We start from the raw sequence: 14,953 nt of genomic DNA, 5'->3' as shown, positions 1-14,953 counted from the left end.
TTGTTTTTACATCTTTGCTACCTAGCAACTCTCTTAAAAGTCTTCAGGAGCAGACCACTCAAAATCTTCTTCCTGAAGAAGGTTAACGTTTTTCCCGGAAGATTTGATAGACTTTACAAGTTCTTTGATTGAATTTTCTAGCGCTTCATCAATTGAATCTCCGCTTCCTCCAACCCATTTAGGTGAAACATTTCTAGAGTTTCTAACAGCAAGATTTACATGTCCTGAATACTTACCATCAATATCCTGAGTGATTTTTACCCTAAACTGGCAGTTTGGTATGTACTTAACACATCTTACGTAAAATTCAGCAACTACTTTTTCAATACCTTGAATCTCGGCGATCCTAATGTTTTTCCAATTCATAATCAAGATTTCTAATTGGCACCAAAAGATACATAGTGCTATGCGACAGAACAATGCATTGGCTGACAGTTTTAGGTTGGATTGACACCAGCAAACTCAACACTTGCTTCTACTCAAATCCTACGATTTCTGTTATTGAGAGCGATCGCAGCAGCATCTGTTGTTTGAACCGTAACAACTAACATTAATTTGACTAGCCACAGTTAAGAGCAAACAGTTATGGTTATTAGCATATTCTCACAAACTAGCTCAACAAGTGCATGAAAATCAGAGCAATTATTCATTCAGCAGAAGAAGGTGGTTATTGGGCAGAGGTTCCCGCGCTTCCCGGTTGTATTACCGAAGGAGAAACCATAGAAGAAGTGATGGCTAATTTAAAAGATGCTATTGAAGGTTGGCTTGAAGTTGCTAACAGTAGTCGTAATGCAATTGAATCAACAGATCAAGTTGTCGAAATTGCTGTATAAAATCGATTTCCGGCAAGCAACTTTGTAAGATTGTGGAGCAAAAAGGTTGGGTTTTGCAAAGAATTACTGGCAGTCATCATATTTATGCAAACCCGGAATTAGAAAAAATCTTGTCAATTCCTGTTCATCCCAATCAAGATTTGAAAGTTGGAACCTTGAAAGCTTTGATGAAAATAGCCCAGCTATCTGAAGAAGATTTACTTTAATGGAATCGTTTGAGCGTTGATTAGAACGATCGCGCTTTGCTCTCACCCCAAGCGATCGCAATCGCACCCTAAAAACCCCAATAGAGTGCAAGCAGAGATAATTTATAGTATAACTTTCGTAATAATTGACAGCTATGACAGAGCTACTTGAACAAGCGATCGCTAAACTAAAAAATTTACCTGCCAATGAACACAAGATGCGTAGGCGTAGCCCGCCGTAGGCATCGCGGCGATGATTTTGGCAGAACTAGAAGATCAACGCCGTTGGGATGAAGCTTTTGCCCGTTCTCCAGATATGCTTGCCAAACTTGCAACCGAGACAATGTCTGAATACCGTGCAGGTAAAACCCAAGAGTTAGATCCAGATACATTGTGAAGTCACGTATAACCGCTCAGTTTCGTCAAGGGTTTGTTGCTTTCTCAGTTGTAGCGGCACAGTGCGATCGCAAACTCTATTTGGATCAAAAGATGAGCGCTTACCATGAAGTTGAAATTTTCAAATGATTTATAAATATTCAAAAAATACTTCAGGTACTAATCGTAATTCACCAGATTTGAAGCGAGAGATATCCATCCATAACGCTTTATGTTTATGATGTTGTGATTCTGAAAAAATTAGACTTTCCAGTTGATAAAATTTTGAATCAGCAAAGTCACATTGATAAAGCTGAATGATTTCATGACCTTGCCTACCATTAAATGTAAACAGGTTCTCTATACAACCTAGATATTTAATATTCGTTAAGTCTGCCTGAATTTCCTCTTGAAACTCTCGTTCTAAGGCGGCGTGGCTGGTTTCGCCAAAATCAACACCACCGCCTAAAGCCCGATAAAATGTTTCTTGCTTTACGGGATCATAGCCTTCAGAAACAAATATGCGTTCGCCATCCCGAATTAGCCCCAAGGCTATTACCCGAATTTCGCCTGCTTTACTCATTTTTGTAACTAATTATCGTAAATAGACTGAGGACGACTTTCGCTATCCTCAATAGGCCAATCTGGATTTTCGCCACCGATGTACAATTCTTCAATGGTCACGTATTCCTGACTTAGCTGGGTGAGCGCGTTGATTAAAATATCTAATGCGATCGCATCACTGGTTCCTAAGTCAAACCAACAACGCCCCCACTGTCCCTCATATTCAAACTCACCGATGTTGTGCATCAGTGCTAATAGGCTTTTGTCATATCCTTGCTCATCATAATTCATGTAGCTGATATCGAGTCCAGTGTCCTGCACCTGAAGATTTTCTGCATTAAATGCGCCCAATTTCCCCAGATAAAACCAGGAATTGAAAACTTCTTCTACATACTGTTTTTCACGTGCAGAAGGATTTGTACTGAATTTCAGCCAAATCCACATATCAAAAGGATTAATCTCGCGGAACTGAATCTCCATTTTGGTCTAATATCTCAATTACTGTTCTGCAAATAAGCATATCAAAGTAGGGCATGGGGAATTGGGAATTGGGAGTGGGGAATGGGGAATTGGGGCTAAGGATTGTTAAGGCTAGCAGCATTTTTGCGTTCGCTCTCAATTTGTTTGACTAAATCGCTTGGGAGTTGGGATTTTTTAGTTAATGCTTTGTCAAAATTAGCGATCGCTTCCCGAATCATCTGCTGACTTTTTTCTTTTTGCCCCAGTTCTTTCAGGATTTGGGCTTTGAGATAATAAATTTCTGGATTATCGGATGTGGTTTTGATCGCTCGATTGACATACTCTAGTGCCTGTGGATACCTTTTTAAATCCCGGTAAGCAAGAGCAATACCCCGATCCACAAGATACCCAGGAGCAGCATTTTTTTCTAAGCGTCCAATTGCCTGATCGGGACTAGCAAAAGGCAAATTAACCGCCAACAATAAATCCATATAACCCTTGATTAAATTCAGTTCTGGATCGTTGGCAGAAATTGCTTCGGCTTTATCTAAATATTCATAAACTTGCCGTAGCAGACTAAAAGCTTGCGGCACACCGTTGACTGTACCCTCACGGGTAAGAATTACTGCACCTTCTAAAAAATGACCAACCGCAGTGTATAAATTACCACGCAATGGATCGTTGGCAATCAGTTTTTGTCCGGTTTCTAGAGTTTTCTGAGTGTAGGTGTCTAGTTTAGCCCAATCCTTATTTCCGTATGCCAAAGATGCCTTCATCGCATAAGCTAGAGGTTCATTTGGTTCTTTGGATAGCGCTTGTTGCAGATAGCGCTCTGCTGCTGGATAATTGCCCTGTTGGAAAATCGCTTTAAAAGCTGCTTCTGTTTGATCCCCAATTTGATGAGGTTCGCGATCGCGAAACGGATCGCCAGCCAGGGAGGGATTTACCCATAGATTAAGTGCGATTGCCCAAGGGGCAACGCCAAAGGCGAACGCAGCACCAAAAGCAGCCTGAGCAAGGATAGTGAGTCTGTTAGGCACTACTAATCGAGGCGAAGAAAACCTTTTAGTCATTTTAACCCTCAGAATAATTGCGGTTGAAATAGTTGTATGTGTTACTTAGAATGCAAAAAATGATTAATCTTAACTTGCCTCTGCCTCAACCAAATTTTTTTTATATAAAGGTTGACTTTGGTAATTTTTCCATGTTTCCAGGCTCGTCATAGCCATTGTTCCAGCGTGAGTCTGCCACAATGGAGAAAAATTGGATGATTCTTGCTGCTAGATTAAGCTGTTAATCCAGGTAATGCATTATAAATTTTTCCAGAATTTTCCAGGTACTCTCAGTGTAGCTAATCAGTAATTTGCTGACTTTTTGGTAATCTTAACAAATGCTCTATCTCCGAAATGTAAATTATCACCCCACAGCGTGTCCAACAGCGATTCTTAAATCGATCAACTTGGAATTAGCACCCCAGCAGCTAGGTCTGATTATTGGCCCCAGTGGTTCGGGAAAAAGTACTTTACTAGAAATTTTGTCAGGGCTAGCCGAACCTACTACTGGCGCACTCTTCTGGCGGGAACAAGAACTTATAGCCGAACAGCTACAACAATTAGCTGGGTTGGTATTTCAGTTTCCAGAACGGCACTTTTGTGGTGGTTCGATTTTAGAAGAATTGCGTTTAGGACATCCTGAGTTAGGGTCAGAACGAGTTAGACAGGCCCTAACTGAGGTGGGGTTAGAGCATTTATCGCTTTCTGCTGCTCCCCATGCTTTGAGTGGTGGTCAACAAAGGCGTTTAGCTTTAGCAGTGCAATTGATTCGCCAGCCAAATTTACTGTTATTGGATGAACCCACTGCTGGGTTAGATTGGTCAATGCGTCGGCAACTGGTAAATTTATTAGCGAAGCTGAAACAAGATTGGACGCTATTGGTAGTAACACACGATGCAGGTGATATGTTAGCGATCGCAGATCGTTGCTGGACACTCAACCACGGCGAACTACAATCAGTAGACCCAAAGACACTAGAATCCAAAGTCAAAGAACCTTTACCATCGGTATGAAAGGGGACCGGGGACTGGGGACTGGAGAAAAAAGAATACCCAATGCCCTATCCCAATTGACAAATGACCAATGACAAATGACAAATGACAAACTTATTGCCTAAGATGGCAGAAATCTGGCAGCAAACTCTGAATTGGCAACCAACTGTCCAACAGCAAGAACAATTCCAAAAGCTTTATGAGTTAATCCTAGAAGGTAATCGTCAACTAAATTTAACTCGCATTACTGACCCGCAAGAGTTTTGGGAAAAACATCTCTGGGATTCTCTAAGAGGAATTCTACCCGTATTATCAGGAAATTTATCCCTGGCTTCTCCCACTATCATTGATATTGGTACAGGTGCAGGTTTTCCAGGTGTTCCAGTGGCAATGACACTACCTAATTGCACAATTACTCTTCTCGATTCCACTCAGAAAAAAATTACTTTTCTGGACAATATATTAACTGAACTTGCCCTTACTAATGCTAAAACTCTTGTTGGTAGGGCTGAAGAAATCGGTCAGTACTATAAGCATCGAATGGCTTATGATATTGCACTGATACGTGCTGTAGGGGCAGTTTCTGTTTGTGCAGAATATACCCTACCACTGCTCAAACAGGGAGGTTTAGCTATAATTTATCGCGGTAATTGGACAAAGGATGAAACAACAGCTTTGCAGAATGCTGTGAAGCTGTTGGGTGGCGTTATTGAATCAATCGAACAATTTACAACACCCTTGAGTCACAGCATCCGGCACTGTGTGTATTTGCGTAAGGTAGCCACCACACCAGTTCAGTTTCCCCGTCCTATTGGTGTACCTACTCAAAAGCCTCTTTAACTAATTCGTAATTCGTACCTCGGCTTCTCTACGAGACGCTACGCGAACGCTCGGCAACGTAATTCGTAATTCGAAAGAGTGCAAGCTTCCACTGGCTGGAATTATGAATTACTTTGATAGGAGTGGAATATCAATATGCCAATGTTTAAGCAAGTTTACTGGCTGCTGCAAAACGTTTGTTAATCTCATCCCAATTAACCACATTCCACCAAGCATCTAAATAATCGGCGCGGCGATTCTGGTAATTGAGATAATATGCGTGTTCCCATACGTCATTACCTAAAATGGGGTATTTACCTGCACTTAAGGGACTATCTTGGTTAGCTGTAGTTGTCACTTCTAACTTGCCACCTTTATTACGCACTAGCCAAACCCAACCACTACCAAAACGACTAGCACCGGCTTCATTGAACTGTTTTTTGAAAGCTGCAAAACTGCCAAAACTTTGATTAATTGCGGAGGCTATATTTCCTGTTGGTTCTCCCCCACCTTTTGGCTTCATAATTTCCCAGAACATTGAGTGGTTCACATGTCCGCCACCATTATTGCGTACTGTTCTGCGAATATCTTGTGGTACAGTGTCCAGTTTCTGCAACAGTTCTTCAATAGTTTTCCCTTTGAGTTCTGGGTGTTTATCTAACGCTGCATTCAAGTTTTTTACATAAGTTGCATGGTGTTTATCATGATGAAACTGCATCGTTTTAGCATCGATGTGTGGTTCAAGCGCTTCGTAGGCGTAAGCTAAAGGCGGTAGTTGGATAGCACCTGGTTTATCTGATGTTTTATTTAGTGTTGTATTTGGTGTTGTTTCAGGAATTGCAGTATTTCCATTTGGAGATTTCTCTGCCGATGTACAAGCATTTAATGCAAAAGCACCTGCACCTGCTGTAAGTAAAAACAAGAAATTGCGTCGATTAATAGCCATATAAATTTTTGCAGCTAATCAATTAAGTCTCTATTGCAGTTTTTATTGTCTTAGATTTTGGCTACAAAAAATTGGGAATTGTGATTATTTCTGGCAGTTTAAGAAACTATTTATAAAATTCTGTCGCCAGTTTTGGGATCAAATACAAACAAGTGATTTAAATCAAGTTGTAGAGAAAGGCGATCACCTGGACGGGGACGCACATCCGCGCCTACCTGAATATTCAACACCACCGCCGAACCAGGTAAACCAGCACGAATCAAAGTTTCTCTTCCCAAAGGTTCCACCACCTTAACTTCTACAATCAGGTAACTCTCATTTTCTTCTTGGCGATTTGGTGAATCAGCGCTGTAGGCGGGTTTCCCGCCGTAGGCGACTGTGAACCCGGAGGGCGGTTCGTTAATAAAAATATGCTCTGGACGAATCCCCAAATCATAACTGTGTTCCTGACGCAACTGTAATTTTTCTTTCACGTCTGCTGGAATCGTTAATAATTGCCCACTGACATCAAAACCGTTATTGTGATAGATTGCAGGCAAGATATTCATTGGCGGACTGCCTAAAAAACTTGCCACCATTTGATTAGCAGGATTTGCATAAATAGTTTGGGGATCGCCGATTTGTTGAATTCGCCCGCGATTTAGCACGACTATTTTATCTGCCAAAGTCATTGCTTCAACTTGATCGTGGGTGACGTAAATTGTGGTAATTCCTAATTCTTGATGTAACTGTTTTAATTCTGCCCTTGTATCGTCGCGTAATTGGGCATCTAAATTAGATAAAGGTTCATCAAGTAAAAAAACTTGGGGTTCACGAGCGATCGCTCTTCCTAATGCTACCCTTTGTTGCTGTCCCCCAGAAAGTTGTTTGGGTTTACGATCTAGCAGGTGATCCAGAGAAAGCGATCGCGCCACATTCATCACCCGTTCTTGAATGATTTTTCGATCAACCTTCCGCATTTCCAAGCCAAAGCCGATGTTTTGGGCCACGCTCATGTGAGGATAGAGGGCGTAGTTTTGGAACACCATCGCCACATCTCGCTGTCTGGCTGGGATATTATTCACCAAGCGATCGCCAATAAAGAGTTTGCCAGATGTGGCGGTTTCTAAGCCCGCGATCGTTCGCAAAATTGTCGACTTACCACAACCTGATGGCCCAACTAAAACCCAAAACTCACCATCAGGAATTTCAAAGGTAATATCCTCGATCGCAGTGACATTATTGAATCTACGTTTAATATCTTCTAGACGAACATTTGCCATTATCTGATTTGATATTTTCAGTTTAGGATCATGCGGCACTTCCAACTAAGTACTAAGAGGTTTGATCCACACCCTCCGAGGAACTGTGAGGCTGCTTTACAAATTTAGAAACTTGGTTGTTCTCCACAACTCTAATCAGAAATCTTAGAGCCTCATTCACAGCATCGGCATTAGGAAAAACCTCTGCAACATCAGGTTCTAAACGAATTGTTGTCTTACTAAAGCTCTTCCGTTCAGAACCAAACTTTCTGATTTTTAGGCTCTTTAAGTCATACTCTGATCGCAGACGATAGCATGATATTTTTGACTTCTCACACATCCTCTAAACAAAGTTCAATTACTTCTTTCATATTAGCCATCAACTCATCAATTGTTTCTCCTTGACTGTAACAGGCTGGTAGCTGAGGTACTTCTCCGACATAGTAGCCATCTTCATCCCGTTCAATGATGACGTAGAATTCTCGGTTGGTGGGATTGATCATAATCTATTTGTACGTAGACTCAAAATCATTTTTCCGGATTCTTCGACCAAGCAGGGTGAGAGAGTAAAGAAGCAAAGACTCTTACCCCCCGGAGCTGATTAGAGAGGGGTAAGTGACCTCTAGGCGCATTCAAATCCCAGGTAAAGCTGTTAGGGTATCGCGTCCAGTTATTACCTTCTTTCCAGCCAATTTTTGGCCAGAAATTTTCCCAATTTTTACCCAAACTCAACCAGATTTCTCGCTGCACTGAAAAGCCAAATTTACCTTCGGAGTGAACTAACCAGAGGTTGTTAATAGTTTGCAAGTCAACAGCCGAGGTATTTTCTACCTCAGTAAAGTACAACCATTTTCGTTGTACAGCCGTTGGCCCTGATAATTCACACATTTTTTCGATGGTGACGCGATCGGCTGCTTGAAAGTCTTGAGCAGCAAGTAGCTGTTGCAAAGAATTGTAGTTAATCCCGCACTCTGATTTTAGAGGTACAATTCCTTCAGGAAAACAGGAGCGTAAAAATTCTTTGGCTTGAGGTGCATCAGAGTTATAGAGGACTTGGTAAGCTTTGCCATCAATCCAAGTCGCTGGGTTCTCACGTCGTTTCAGTAAAAATTCCATCAACACGTCTAATCCCTCATTACCCAACTCAGCTAACTGTGGGATTATCTGTTGTTGGACTTTTTCAGACCCGGCGATTAATGGTTGTCGGAGAGAGTCAATGTCATTTGCAGGGCCTGATAAAATCATTGGGTCTGTCATGCCATTCTTGTGTTAACGGTCAGTGAAAGAGCGGTAAGCTATCGGGCTTCACCTTAGAAAAGTATTGATAGCGAAAAGTAGTTTACTATTTTTAATCGTACAAAATTGCGATCGCTTCACTGAAATCCCACACTTAATCCCCAAATAATGTACAAGGGGAATAGGGGGAAATCTTTGCCTTATGGCTTGGTAAACAAAAGACATAGCAAAATATACAAGCCTGCCACATAAGGATTTTTTGACTAGCAGCGTATCGATTAGGAGTGTGTGAACGATGTACGAAAAGATTACCCCCCCCGCAGCCGGAGCAAAGATCACCTTCAAAAATGGTGAACCAATCGTACCGGACAATCCAATTATCCCCTTTATTCGTGGCGATGGTACAGGTATCGACATCTGGCCTGCTACCCAAAAAGTTCTCGATGCTGCGGTAGCCAAAGCATATAAGGGTCAGCGTCAAATTAGCTGGTTCAAGGTTTACGCTGGTGACGAAGCTTGTGATTTATACGGGACTTACCAGTATTTACCTCAAGATACTCTAACAGCAATTGAAGAATATGGTGTAGCTATTAAAGGGCCTTTGACTACTCCCATTGGGGGAGGAATTCGTTCTTTAAATGTGGCATTACGGCAAATTTTTGACTTGTATGCCTGCGTGCGTCCTTGCCGTTACTATGCAGGTACGCCCTCACCCCACAAAAATCCCGAAAAGCTTGATGTAATTGTTTATCGGGAAAATACAGAAGATATTTATTTAGGCATTGAGTGGCGACAAGGTAGCGAAATCGGCGATCGCTTAATTAAGATTCTTAACGAAGAACTAATCCCCGCCACCCCAGAACACGGGAAAAAACGCATACCTCTTGATTCTGGTATTGGCATCAAACCCATCAGCAAAACTGGTTCCCAGCGTCTAGTTAGACGTGCCATCAAACACGCTTTGCTATTGCCCAAAAATAAGCAACAAGTGACTTTGGTGCATAAGGGCAACATCATGAAGTACACCGAAGGCGCTTTCCGCGATTGGGGTTATGAATTAGCAACCAGTGAATTTCGCCAAGAAACTGTTACAGAACAAGAATCTTGGATTTTGAGTAACAAGGAAAAAAATCCGAATATTTCCTTAGAAGAAAACGCCCGCCAGATTGAGCCTGGGTTTGATAATCTTACCCCAGACAAGAAAGCGCAAGTTGTCAAGGAAGTTGAAACTGTTCTTAACACAATTTGGGCAACCCACGGCGATGGCAAATGGAAAGAAAAAGTTTTGGTGAATGACCGGATTGCTGACAGTATTTTCCAACAAATCCAAACCAGACCGGATGAGTATTCGATTTTGGCGACGATGAACTTAAACGGCGATTACTTATCTGATGCCGCCGCCGCCATTGTTGGTGGATTAGGAATGGGGCCAGGGGCAAATATTGGTGATTCTAGTGCCATATTTGAAGCTACCCACGGCACTGCACCCAAACACGCCGGCTTAGATCGGATTAATCCGGGTTCAGTGATTTTATCTGGTGTGATGATGCTGGAATTTATGGGTTGGCAAGAAGCCGCAGACTTAGTTAAGAAAGGTTTAAGCGATGCGATCGCCAATAGTCAAGTCACCTATGATTTAGCCCGTTTGTTAGAACCGCCAGTTGAACCCTTAAAATGTTCTGAATTTGCTGAGGCAATTATTCAGCATTTTGGTTAAGTTTACTAGGGTTAATTAGTCAATTGATCCCCCTAAATCCCCCTTAAAAAGGGGGACTTTGAGAGCTTTTACCCCTCTTTTTAAGGGGTGGGGTTGGGGGGATCAAAAGCCTGTAGCGCAACTCTAGAAGACTTGTGTATACATACACGCTTTTTAAGGAAGGTTAGTGGGGATCAACAAATATTTAACACTTCTCAGGCATTTTTAAAAAAGCGAAATGACATTTTATTTGCAAAAAACACCAAAATGAGAAAGCGAACTTGGGTTTGAGTAAGTCAAATGGCATTTTGAGAAAGCAAAAGCTTCTTTTACTTGCGGAAAACACCAAAATGAGTAAGCAAACTGGGGTTTGAATAAGCAAAAGCTTCTTTTACTTGCGGAAAACACTAAAATGAGTAAGCAAACTGGGGTTTGAATAAGCAAAAGCTTCTTTTACTTGCGGAAAACACTAAAATGAATAAGCAAACTGGGGTTTGAGAAAGCAAAAGCTTCTTTTGAGTAAGTAATTGCGGATTTTGCTTATTGAATTTAGTCAAAATATGAAGTTTAGATAAAATTATTGGAAAATTACTGGTAAATTCTGAATCCGTTAGATTTCAATATGGTTTGGATCAGGTTTTGTGATGATACACCGCTAATCGCAAAGACACGATTTATCACGTCTCTTGCCTTAACTGAACCGTATTGCGTCAGATTTTAAAGTAGTCAAAAAACAAATTCCCCGGCTTTTCTAAAAAGTCGGAGATTTTTTTGGGGCAATCCCCTATAAAGTTTCCGTTATTCGGATTTAGAGTTATCGAGAACTAGGCGCAAGTTCTCCATTAATTCGAATTTAACCCAATCGGTAATTCCTGTAACTGTGATTTTGCTAATTGATGAGGTGCGATCGCTCCATTCTCTGTAATAATGGCTGTAATCAACTCAGCCGGAGTCACATCAAAAGCTGGGTTGTAAAAATCTACGCCTTCAGGTGTGAGAATAGTTTCGCCGACTTGATATATTTCTGTTGGATCGCGTTCTTCAATAGGAATTTGGCTGCCATCGGCTAATTCAAAATCAACGGTAGAAAGGGGTGCAGCGACAAAGAAGGGAATATTATGTGCCTTAGCTGCGATCGCAACACCATAAGTACCAATTTTATTGGCAGTGTCACCGTTAGCAGCAATGCGATCGGCACCCACAACTACAGCATGAATCAAACCCTGTTTCATGCAATGGGCTGCCATATTATCAGTAATTAATGTCACTGGAATACCTTCTTGCACACATTCCCAAGTGGTGAGTTTTGCACCTTGTAAGCGGGGACGGGTTTCGTCCGCAAATAAACGTTCTAAACGTCCTTCCCTCCAAGCAGAACGCACAACACCTAAAGCAGTGCCATAACCAGCCGTAGCTAGCGCCCCAGCGTTGCAGTGAGTAAGTAACCTCAGCTTTTCTGGAGTATTGGGCAAAACTGCCAAACCATTGTCGCCGATCGCTTGACAGGTTTGTAAATCTTCTGCGTTGATTGCTTGGGCTGTTTGGAAAAGGGTTTGCTTAATCTCTTCTACCATTCCCAGCGTTTCGTAGGCGGCTTTCAGCATCCGGCTAATTGCCCAAAATAAATTTACCGCCGTCGGACGAGTAGAACGCAACAACTGGGCTACTTTATCTAAGTTTTGCAAAAATTCGTGGCGATCGCTAGTTTCAATTTCCCTTGCGCCAAGATACATTCCATAAGCCGCAGCTACACCAATTGCAGGCGCACCTCGGACAATCATAGTCTTAATCGCCCGTGCCATATCTTCACTGCGGTGGATTTCTACAAATGTATATTCGTTGGGTAAGCGAGTTTGATCAATTAGTGACACCGCGCCATTGTGCCAAATGACGGGATAAACATGGTTTGTAGAAAGTGTCATAGAAAAACGTAGTTAATGAATAGACAATCTTTTTTCAGCGACAAAGAAGGATATATTATTTGCTTGAGCTGCGCTCGCTAAAAATAAGACCTAGATATTTCACCTAAATTTGATCTAGAGATCGCCCACACCTGAGTCACAAGTGTGGGCGATTCATTCTACAAAAAATTAACTAAACGACAGCAGATACTTGCTGCTTAAAGAAAGCTTGCAAAACTCTTTCTGCTATTTGGTGACTAGTTAAACCTAGTTCTGTTTTAGATTCATTGGGTTCAGCATGATCTACTAACACATCTGGGACACCGAATCGCTTGACAGGAACGAGAATATCTGCATCTAATAAAGCTTCTGCGATCGCAGAACCAAAGCCACCCATCACACACCCTTCTTCTAAGGTGATGACGCGGCCGATTTTCTTAGCTAGAGGCAAAATCAACTCGGTATCCAAAGGCTTAACGAAACGGGCATTGATCACAGTTGCCTCAATCCCATGTTCGCTGAGAATTTCGGCAGCTTGCATCCCTGGATAAACCATTGTGCCATAAGCAACGATTAACACGTCATCGCCAGTGCGGAGAATTTCGCCTTTGCCGATTTCCAAAGGTTCCCAACCTTCCTCCATCAGGGGAACCCCGTGGCCATTACCACGAGGGTAGCGCATAGCGATGGGGCCACTGGTATGGTCAACACCAGTTACTACCATGCGTTGCAGTTCTGCTTCATCTTTGGGTGCCATGATGACGATATTAGGGATGCAACGCAGATAAGCGATGTCATACATACCTTGGTGGGTGGGGCCATCAGATCCAACAATTCCTGCCCTATCTAAGCAGAAGAATACTGGTAGGTTTTGGATGCAAACATCGTGAATTATCTGGTCATAAGCGCGTTGCAGAAAGGTAGAATAAATGGCAGCTACGGGGCGCATTCCTTGAGTTGCAAGTCCTGCTGCTAGGGTGATTGCGTGTTGTTCAGCAATGCCGACATCAACATATTGATTGGGCAGTTTGGCTTGAAGTTTATCTAAACCTGTTCCTGTTGCCATAGCCGCAGTAATCCCAACGATTTTGGGGTTTTGTTCGGCAAGTTTTACCAGAGTGTGAGAAAAGACTTTGGCATAAGCTGGGGGTTTGGGTTTATTAGAAGGAATAGCTTTGCCAGTTGCAACGTTAAAGGGGCTTTGGGCGTGGTAGCCAACTTGATCTAGTTCAGCAATTTCATAGCCTTTGCCTTTAACTGTTGCCACATGTACTAAAACAGGGCCTTGTATCTGATGTGCCTGTTGGAAAGTGGCAATCAATTCTTCAAGATTATGCCCATCTACTGGCCCAATGTAAGTAAAACCGAGTTCTTCAAACACTGCCCCTACCTTGGGAACAGCCAAACGTTTCATACCTTCTTTGATGCGTGCGAGTTCGGGAGACAGAGATTCACCCACGAAGGGAATTTGCTTAAATTGTTCCTCAAGATTATCTTTAATAAATTGCACCGGCTGGCTGAGACGCATTTTGTTGAGATAGCGGGGAATTGCGCCGACGTTGCGAGATATGGACATGTCGTTGTCGTTGAGAACAACCAACAGGTTAGTTTTCGGCATGTGTCCCGCATGGTTGATAGCTTCTAAAGCCATACCTCCAGTCAGCGCCCCATCCCCAATCACAGCGACGGCTTTAAATTTTTCGCCTTTCAAGTCTCGCGCTAAAGCCATGCCTAATGCTGCTGAAATACTTGTAGAAGCATGTCCAGCCCCAAAGTGATCAAATTTGTTTTCACAGAGTTTGAGATAACCTGCAACTCCGTCCTTTTGTCTGAGGGTGTGGAAGCGATCGTAACGTCCTGTAAGCAGTTTGTGGGGATAAGCTTGGTGTCCTACATCCCAAATCACTTTATCCCGATCTAAATCCAGTGTCTGGTAAAGTCCTAGTGTTAATTCTACAACACCCAACCCTGGCCCCAAGTGTCCACCATTAACTGCTACGGTTTGGAGATGCTTATCTCGAATCTGACGGGCAATCTGTTGCAGTTGGCGAACAGATAAACCGTGCAACTGATTAGGATGGGTGATTTCGCTCAAGTGCATATTATAGTGTTTTCCTCTCTAATTTCACTTTTTCAGTATTTTGATTTTCCCACGGTCGGGTTGTCCAGATAATCACACTCTTACATTGTTACTAAGTTGTAGTGGAAAGTATAACTTCGTAATTAATAATGGTGGAAAATTTGTTAACCATTAACAATTTGTCAAAATCGGGTTGTAATTGCATAGAGCCACAGCACATTTGTCAATAAGTAATGCCACTTAAATAGATTATAGATTTTGTATAGAAAGTCAAGCTTTTAGAAGTATATTGCGGAAATTCCTTAACTTGTTGGCTTGCTTTTGACTTTTTAAGCGATTAAAAAAAAGTTAAATATCTTGTTTCCAGGTATACGATCAGTCTAATTGCTAGCAAACATTTAACAATTATTTTTTCTCTTGTTCAGTGATATGTGAATCCGCATGGCGTAGCCATATTTACTTGCAGGCAATAGGCAATAGGTAAAGAAGGCTTTTTAAGTTGTACGGAGTTTTTTCAAAAATCAAATATGAGTTCTATAGCAGCTAATTTTATCTGCGATCGCTAGTTCATCTA

Annotated in this window: 17 protein-coding genes and 1 pseudogene; 7 read left to right on the top strand and 11 right to left on the bottom strand. The window is 42.0% G+C overall.

All coding sequences use genetic code 11. The features are described 5' to 3' along the window. Positions 1–33: 33 nt before the first annotated feature. On the bottom strand, positions 34–366 hold the full coding sequence (locus GNF10_RS19705; RefSeq protein WP_185585381.1) for a hypothetical protein: 333 nt from the start codon (positions 364–366) through the stop codon (positions 34–36). Between the two features lie 260 nt (positions 367–626). Between GNF10_RS19705 and GNF10_RS19700 the strand changes: the two genes are divergently transcribed. From GNF10_RS19700 to GNF10_RS38680, 4 genes and pseudogenes are all read left to right on the top strand, one after another. Further along, a complete protein-coding gene (locus tag GNF10_RS19700; protein ID WP_185585380.1) occupies positions 627–833 on the top strand; it encodes a type II toxin-antitoxin system HicB family antitoxin in 207 nt (68 codons plus the stop codon). Then, positions 830–1,039, top strand: a complete 210-nt coding sequence (locus GNF10_RS19695; protein ID WP_185585389.1) for a type II toxin-antitoxin system HicA family toxin — start codon at positions 830–832, stop codon at positions 1,037–1,039. The genes GNF10_RS19700 and GNF10_RS19695 overlap by 4 nt, the downstream gene beginning before the upstream one ends. Positions 1,040–1,173: 134 nt before the next feature. Continuing rightward, positions 1,174–1,415: pseudogene (locus GNF10_RS19690) on the top strand (hypothetical protein). Beyond that, the gene (locus tag GNF10_RS38680) at positions 1,412–1,543 is read left to right on the top strand and encodes a hypothetical protein (protein ID WP_260445854.1); all 132 of its coding nucleotides are present in this window, start codon (positions 1,412–1,414) and stop codon (positions 1,541–1,543) included. Before GNF10_RS19690 ends, GNF10_RS38680 begins: the two are co-directional and overlap by 4 nt. A gap of 1 nt (position 1,544) precedes the next feature. Here GNF10_RS38680 and GNF10_RS19685 read toward each other — a convergent pair whose 3' ends face one another. From GNF10_RS19685 to GNF10_RS19675, 3 genes are all read right to left on the bottom strand, one after another. Next, positions 1,545–1,976: an NUDIX hydrolase gene (locus GNF10_RS19685; RefSeq protein WP_185585379.1), complete on the bottom strand. Its 432-nt coding sequence runs from the start codon at positions 1,974–1,976 to the stop codon at positions 1,545–1,547. An 8-nt stretch (positions 1,977–1,984) separates the two neighbouring features. Further along, the gene (locus GNF10_RS19680) at positions 1,985–2,437 is read right to left on the bottom strand and encodes a DUF3531 family protein (protein ID WP_069070833.1); all 453 of its coding nucleotides are present in this window, start codon (positions 2,435–2,437) and stop codon (positions 1,985–1,987) included. A gap of 95 nt (positions 2,438–2,532) precedes the next feature. After that, a complete protein-coding gene (locus GNF10_RS19675; protein WP_185585378.1) occupies positions 2,533–3,489 on the bottom strand; it encodes a Sll0314/Alr1548 family TPR repeat-containing protein in 957 nt (318 codons plus the stop codon). Positions 3,490–3,806: 317 nt separating this feature from the next. On the opposite strand from GNF10_RS19675, the gene GNF10_RS19670 reads away from it, so the two are divergent. Continuing rightward, positions 3,807–4,481, top strand: a complete 675-nt coding sequence (locus GNF10_RS19670; RefSeq protein WP_185585377.1) for an ABC transporter ATP-binding protein — start codon at positions 3,807–3,809, stop codon at positions 4,479–4,481. Between the two features lie 84 nt (positions 4,482–4,565). Further along, positions 4,566–5,300 (top strand): 16S rRNA (guanine(527)-N(7))-methyltransferase RsmG, encoded by a 735-nt coding sequence (gene rsmG, locus GNF10_RS19665; RefSeq protein ID WP_185585376.1) that lies wholly within the window; start codon positions 4,566–4,568, stop codon positions 5,298–5,300. Between the two features lie 145 nt (positions 5,301–5,445). Here the strand turns inward: rsmG and GNF10_RS19660 are convergent, their stop codons facing one another. The 5 genes from GNF10_RS19660 to GNF10_RS19645 all read right to left on the bottom strand — a co-directional run bounded on the left by GNF10_RS19660 (position 5,446) and on the right by GNF10_RS19645 (position 8,723). Further along, the gene (locus GNF10_RS19660; protein WP_221643378.1) at positions 5,446–6,225 is read right to left on the bottom strand and encodes a superoxide dismutase; all 780 of its coding nucleotides are present in this window, start codon (positions 6,223–6,225) and stop codon (positions 5,446–5,448) included. Positions 6,226–6,335: 110 nt separating this feature from the next. Then, on the bottom strand, positions 6,336–7,487 hold the full coding sequence (locus tag GNF10_RS19655; RefSeq protein WP_185585375.1) for an ABC transporter ATP-binding protein: 1,152 nt from the start codon (positions 7,485–7,487) through the stop codon (positions 6,336–6,338). Positions 7,488–7,539: 52 nt separating this feature from the next. Then, the gene (locus GNF10_RS37940) at positions 7,540–7,806 is read right to left on the bottom strand and encodes a hypothetical protein (RefSeq protein ID WP_221644650.1); all 267 of its coding nucleotides are present in this window, start codon (positions 7,804–7,806) and stop codon (positions 7,540–7,542) included. After that, complete coding sequence (locus GNF10_RS19650) at positions 7,799–7,969, bottom strand: type II toxin-antitoxin system HicB family antitoxin (RefSeq protein WP_185585374.1); 171 nt, start codon at positions 7,967–7,969, stop codon at positions 7,799–7,801. The genes GNF10_RS37940 and GNF10_RS19650 overlap by 8 nt, the downstream gene beginning before the upstream one ends. A 25-nt stretch (positions 7,970–7,994) precedes the next feature. Next, the gene (locus GNF10_RS19645; protein WP_185585373.1) at positions 7,995–8,723 is read right to left on the bottom strand and encodes a GUN4 domain-containing protein; all 729 of its coding nucleotides are present in this window, start codon (positions 8,721–8,723) and stop codon (positions 7,995–7,997) included. 274 nt (positions 8,724–8,997) lie between these two features. Between GNF10_RS19645 and GNF10_RS19640 the strand changes: the two genes are divergently transcribed. Further along, complete coding sequence (locus tag GNF10_RS19640) at positions 8,998–10,419, top strand: NADP-dependent isocitrate dehydrogenase (RefSeq protein ID WP_094332558.1); 1,422 nt, start codon at positions 8,998–9,000, stop codon at positions 10,417–10,419. 821 nt (positions 10,420–11,240) lie between these two features. On the opposite strand, the gene mtnA is transcribed toward GNF10_RS19640, so the two are convergent. Further along, a complete protein-coding gene (gene mtnA, locus GNF10_RS19635; RefSeq protein WP_185585372.1) occupies positions 11,241–12,320 on the bottom strand; it encodes an S-methyl-5-thioribose-1-phosphate isomerase in 1,080 nt (359 codons plus the stop codon). A gap of 172 nt (positions 12,321–12,492) precedes the next feature. Further along, positions 12,493–14,400 (bottom strand): 1-deoxy-D-xylulose-5-phosphate synthase, encoded by a 1,908-nt coding sequence (dxs, locus tag GNF10_RS19630; protein WP_185585371.1) that lies wholly within the window; start codon positions 14,398–14,400, stop codon positions 12,493–12,495. Positions 14,401–14,953: the final 553 nt, after the last annotated feature.

The organism is Nostoc sp. UCD121 (assembly GCF_014222285.1).
In the GTDB taxonomy this organism is placed as follows: Bacteria; Cyanobacteriota; Cyanobacteriia; order Cyanobacteriales; family Nostocaceae; genus Nostoc.
The sequence above is the reverse complement of the archived record's forward strand: the minus strand, read 5'-3'. Positions and strand labels throughout refer to the sequence as shown.

Bases quoted from the DNA above. Each gene is read 5' to 3' on its own strand.
- GNF10_RS19660 (WP_221643378.1), bottom strand. From the start codon at position 6,225: ATGGCTATTAATCGACGCAATTTCTTGTTTTTACTTACAGCAGGTGCA.
- GNF10_RS37940 (WP_221644650.1), bottom strand. From the start codon at position 7,806: ATGTGTGAGAAGTCAAAAATATCATGCTATCGTCTGCGATCAGAGTAT.
- GNF10_RS19640 (WP_094332558.1), top strand. From the start codon at position 8,998: ATGTACGAAAAGATTACCCCCCCCGCAGCCGGAGCAAAGATCACCTTC.
- GNF10_RS19700 (WP_185585380.1), top strand. From the start codon at position 627: ATGAAAATCAGAGCAATTATTCATTCAGCAGAAGAAGGTGGTTATTGG.
- GNF10_RS19705 (WP_185585381.1), bottom strand. From the start codon at position 366: ATGAATTGGAAAAACATTAGGATCGCCGAGATTCAAGGTATTGAAAAA.
- dxs (WP_185585371.1), bottom strand. From the start codon at position 14,400: ATGCACTTGAGCGAAATCACCCATCCTAATCAGTTGCACGGTTTATCT.
- GNF10_RS19655 (WP_185585375.1), bottom strand. From the start codon at position 7,487: ATGGCAAATGTTCGTCTAGAAGATATTAAACGTAGATTCAATAATGTC.
- GNF10_RS19680 (WP_069070833.1), bottom strand. From the start codon at position 2,437: ATGGAGATTCAGTTCCGCGAGATTAATCCTTTTGATATGTGGATTTGG.
- GNF10_RS19675 (WP_185585378.1), bottom strand. From the start codon at position 3,489: ATGACTAAAAGGTTTTCTTCGCCTCGATTAGTAGTGCCTAACAGACTC.
- mtnA (WP_185585372.1), bottom strand. From the start codon at position 12,320: ATGACACTTTCTACAAACCATGTTTATCCCGTCATTTGGCACAATGGC.
- GNF10_RS19650 (WP_185585374.1), bottom strand. From the start codon at position 7,969: ATGATCAATCCCACCAACCGAGAATTCTACGTCATCATTGAACGGGAT.
- GNF10_RS19645 (WP_185585373.1), bottom strand. From the start codon at position 8,723: ATGACAGACCCAATGATTTTATCAGGCCCTGCAAATGACATTGACTCT.
- GNF10_RS19685 (WP_185585379.1), bottom strand. From the start codon at position 1,976: ATGAGTAAAGCAGGCGAAATTCGGGTAATAGCCTTGGGGCTAATTCGG.
- GNF10_RS19670 (WP_185585377.1), top strand. From the start codon at position 3,807: ATGCTCTATCTCCGAAATGTAAATTATCACCCCACAGCGTGTCCAACA.
- rsmG (WP_185585376.1), top strand. From the start codon at position 4,566: ATGACAAACTTATTGCCTAAGATGGCAGAAATCTGGCAGCAAACTCTG.